This is a genomic window from Arthrobacter sp. Y3223164 (assembly GCF_059091005.1).
In genome coordinates this window covers 1-3,098 of record NZ_JBNHGF010000333.1, presented here as the reverse complement: position 1 = coordinate 3,098, position 3,098 = coordinate 1, and the positions used below count along the sequence as shown (strand labels likewise).

At 66.7% G+C, this 3,098-nt stretch carries 2 protein-coding genes; one reads left to right on the top strand and one right to left on the bottom strand.

The features are described 5' to 3' along the window. On the bottom strand, nt 1-437 hold a 437-nt coding region (locus AC5RUJ_RS13535; RefSeq protein ID WP_494156001.1), incomplete at its 3' end, for a methyltransferase domain-containing protein. Nucleotides 438-527: 90 nt separating this feature from the next. On the opposite strand from AC5RUJ_RS13535, the gene AC5RUJ_RS13530 reads away from it, so the two are divergent. Continuing rightward, a complete protein-coding gene (locus AC5RUJ_RS13530; RefSeq protein WP_494013913.1) occupies nt 528-3,077 on the top strand; it encodes a DEAD/DEAH box helicase in 2,550 nt (849 codons plus the stop codon). The last annotated feature ends 21 nt before the right edge of the window (nt 3,078-3,098 follow it).

The following is a 3,098-nucleotide window of genomic DNA, read 5'->3' as shown; positions in this document are numbered from 1 at the left end:
AGCGCCCGCATGAGCGCGTGCGACGGCGCGGCGAAGTTGCCGGGTACCTGCACGGCGAGCCAACTGCCGGGCTTCATGGCGCGCAGCCAGGAACGCATGAGGTCCTGGTGCCCGGGCACCCACTGCAGCGCTGCGTTGGACACCAGCACGTCCAGCTCCGCCGGAGGGGTCCAGGTCCGGATATCCCCTGCCACGAATGCCAACCTGGCCGAGGTGTGCCGCTGCTGTGCCTGCCGGATCATCTCGGGCGAGGAATCCACTCCGGTGACGCTGGCGGCGGGCCAGCGGTCGGCGAGCGCCGCCGTCAGGCCGCCCGGGCCGCAGCCCAGATCCACCACCACTGCGGGGTCGTCGGCGGCGATCCTTCCGGTCAGGTCAAAAAACGGCCGGTCGCGGTAGCCGGCGAATTCCACATACTTCTGCGGGTCCCAGTGCATGGGCAGTACGTTACGCCACGCCCCCGCCGGGGCACGCACCGCCGGGTGCCCGCATGGCGGGGCACAACCACCGCATAAGCTGGAAACAACATGAATCTTCTCCAGCTCCTGCCGGGCACCGGCACTGCCTCAGATCCCGACGACGTGTACACCTGGTTCACCGAGTGGGTCGAATCCCGTGGAATGTCGCTCTACCCTGCCCAGGACGAAGCCGTCATGGAGTTGGTCACCGGCAACAACGTCATCCTGGCTACCCCCACCGGGTCGGGGAAGTCGTTGGTCGCGATCGCGGCCCACTTCCACGCCATGTCCGCCGGGACCGTCAGCTATTACACGGCACCTATCAAGGCGCTCGTGTCGGAAAAGTTCTTCGCCCTGTGCGACATCTTCGGCCCGGAGAACGTCGGCATGGTCACCGGCGACTCGTCGGTCAACCAGGACGCCCCGATTATCTGCTGCACCGCCGAGATACTGGCCAACATCGCGTTGCGCGAGGGCTCCGCCGCGGACCTTGGCACGGTGGTCATGGACGAGTTCCACTACTACTCCGACCCGCAGCGCGGCTGGGCCTGGCAGGTGCCGCTGCTGGAACTGCCGCAGGCGCAGTTCCTGCTGATGTCCGCGACGCTGGGCGACGTGACCCGGTTCGAGAAGGAACTCACCGACCTCACCGGCAGGGCGACGGTCACCGTCAGTTCGGCCGAACGCCCCATTCCGCTGCATTACTACTATGTGCAGACCAGCGTGCAGGAGTCGCTGGAGGAACTGCTCTCCACCAAGCAGGTACCCGTCTACGTGGTGCACTTCAGCCAGTTGGAAGCCATCGAGCGCGCACAGAACCTCATGAGCATCAACGTCTGCACCCGGGAGGAGAAGGACCGCATCGCGGAACTGATCTCCGGTTTCCGGTTCGCGGCCGGATTCGGCAAGACCCTCAACCGCCTGGTCCGGCACGGCATTGGCGTCCATCACGCGGGCATGCTGCCCAAGTACCGGCGGCTCGTGGAGCAGTTGGCGCAGGCCGGGCTGCTGAAGGTCATCTGCGGCACCGACACCTTGGGGGTGGGCATCAACGTGCCCATCCGCACCGTGCTGCTGACCGCCTTGAGCAAGTACGACGGCGTGCGCACCCGCCTGCTCAACGCGCGCGAATTCCATCAGATCGCCGGGCGCGCGGGCCGGGCCGGCTATGACACGGCGGGCACCGTCGTCGTGCAGGCCCCGGAACACGTGGTGGAGAACACCAAGGCGATGGCCAAGGCGGTAGCCAAGTTTGGCGATGACCAGAAAAAACTTCGCCAAGTGGTGAAGAAGAAGCCGCCGACCGGCTTCGTGAGCTGGGGCGAACCGACCTTCCACAAGCTGGTGGAGAGCGACCCCGAACCGCTGACGTCCAGCTTTACCATCAGCCACGCGATGCTGCTGAACATTCTCGAGCGCCCCGGGGACCCGTTCGCCGCCGCCAAACGGTTGCTGACGCGCAACCACGAAACTCGCGCATCCCAGCTGAAGCTGATCAAGAAGGCACTGGGCATTTACCGGGAGCTGGTGGTTTCCGGCCTGGTGGAACGCCTGGACGCTCCGGACGAGAACGGGCACCTCGTCCGACTGAAGGTGGAGCTGCAGCCGAATTTCGCGCTGAACCAACCCCTTTCCCCGTTCGCCGTGGCCAGTCTGGACCTGCTGGACCCCGAAGACGGCGGCTATGCCCTGGACGTGGTCTCCATCATCGAGGCCACGCTGGAGAAGCCCCGCCAGATCCTGTCCGCGCAGGAGAAGAAGGCACGCGGCGAAGCAGTGGCTGCGATGAAGGCCGACGGCATCGAATACGACCAGCGGATGGCCCTGCTGGACGAGGTCACCTACCCGCAGCCGCTGGCCGAGCTGCTCGAGGCCGCCTTCGAGACCTACCGCCACGGTGCGCCCTGGCTGGGCGATTTTGAACTTGCGCCGAAGTCGGTCATCCGTGACATGTACGAACGGGCGATGAATTTCGGCGAGTTCGTGCAGTTCTACGGGCTGGCCCGCAGCGAGGGCATAGTGCTCCGCTACCTGACCGACGGCTACAAGGCACTGCGGCAGACCGTGCCGGCCGAGGCCCTGCGCGAGGACCTGGCCGACATCATCGCCTGGCTGGGCGAGCTGGTGCGGCAGGTCGACTCCAGCCTGCTGGACGAGTGGGAAGAACTCGCCGCGGGCAAGGGCGCCGCAGATCTGGCGGCCGAGCACGCCGCCGAGTCGGTGTTCACGCAGGAGCCGCCGAAACTGACGGATAACATCCGGGCCTTCCGCGTGATGGTGCGCAACGAGTTGTTCCGCCGGGTGGAACTGTTCGCCGAGGAGCAGGAAGAGGACCTCGGTGCCCTGGATGCCGATGCGGGCTGGGACGCCGACCGCTGGGCGGACGCCATGGACGCCTACTACGAGGAGTACGACGACCTCGGCATCGGGCCGGATGCGCGCGGACCGGCGCTGCTGATCATCGAGGAGCAGCCGGCCGTCTGGAAGGTACGGCAGATCTTTGATGACCCGGCCGGCAACCGGGACTGGGGCATCAGCGCCGAGGTGGACCTTGCCGCCAGCAACGAGACGGGAGCGGCCGCGATCCGGATTCTCGACGTCGGACCGGCCGGCGGCTGAGGCCGGCGGGTCGGCCCGATG